The sequence below is a fragment of the Clostridium sp. AF12-41 genome, assembly GCF_003461685.1.
Classification (GTDB): Bacteria; Bacillota; Clostridia; order Lachnospirales; family Lachnospiraceae; genus Otoolea; species Otoolea fessa.
In genome coordinates this window covers 1-911 of the sequence record NZ_QTXO01000010.1, presented here as the reverse complement: position 1 = coordinate 911, position 911 = coordinate 1, and the positions used below count along the sequence as shown (strand labels likewise).

Genomic DNA, 911 nt, shown 5'->3' with positions numbered 1-911 from the left:
CATATTATACAACTCATTCTGAAGAATGTCAACTGTTTTTTAGATTTTTTTAAATTTCTTTTATTGTTGATTCATTTCAAATTATATCGATATAACAACCAGAAATTCTTCTTACTTTCCAACAATGAAATGGGGCCTACAGGGCTCGAACCTGTGACCCTCTGCTTGTAAGGCAGATGCTCTCCCAGCTGAGCTAAGACCCCATTACGATACTCTGTCCCTCAATCCGCTTACGCGAACCAATTTATAACAGTCGTATCAAAACGACCCGGATGGGGTTCGAACCCACGACCTCCGCCGTGACAGGGCGGCGCTCTAACCAGCTGAGCCACCGGGCCAAATATTAAATTATTTATTTACCTCATATTGGGTAGAGTGGACCTTCGGGGACTCGAACCCGGGACCGACCGGTTATGAGCCGGTTGCTCTAACCAACTGAGCTAAAGGTCCATAAAGTATATGGATCAAAAAACTCCCCGAGTAGGACTCGAACCTACGACAGCGCGGTTAACAGCCGCGTGCTCTACCGACTGAGCTATCGAGGAATATTGCTTTCCAACAACGTAGATAAGTATAACCGATTATATTTTAAATGTCAACTACTTTTTCAAAAAAATCGAAAAATCTATTCTTTTCATCGGATGTTACCGTCTTCTCGCTGCATGAGCAGCATGACGCATCCTTAAATTTCTGGTTCAGAACTCATATAATCTTGGCAAAAAATGTACCTTGGCACATTCTCACGCTGAGCGCGGTCGCTTGCGACATGTTTCTGCTTCGCGCGAGTGCGCATCATTGGCACGTTAGTGCATTTTTGTGTAATAGGGAATTCCAAGAAATTTCCTATTACACAAAAAACCGTCGTACATTTCTGTACAACGGTCTTCTTTATATACCTTCAAAACTGCACA

4 tRNA genes are annotated in these 911 nt (G+C 43.0%); all 4 read right to left on the bottom strand.

What is annotated here, in order from left to right:
• Window positions 1-130: 130 nt before the first annotated feature.
• The 4 genes from DWV73_RS12350 to DWV73_RS12335 all read right to left on the bottom strand — a co-directional run bounded on the left by DWV73_RS12350 (window position 131) and on the right by DWV73_RS12335 (window position 545).
• A tRNA-Val gene (locus DWV73_RS12350) sits at window positions 131-203 on the bottom strand.
• Between the two features lie 61 nt (window positions 204-264).
• Window positions 265-338: transfer RNA gene (locus DWV73_RS12345), tRNA-Asp, on the bottom strand.
• 38 nt (window positions 339-376) lie between these two features.
• Window positions 377-450 (bottom strand) — tRNA-Ile (locus tag DWV73_RS12340).
• A 22-nt stretch (window positions 451-472) separates the two neighbouring features.
• Window positions 473-545, bottom strand: a tRNA-Asn gene (locus DWV73_RS12335).
• Between the last annotated feature and the right edge of the window lie 366 nt (window positions 546-911).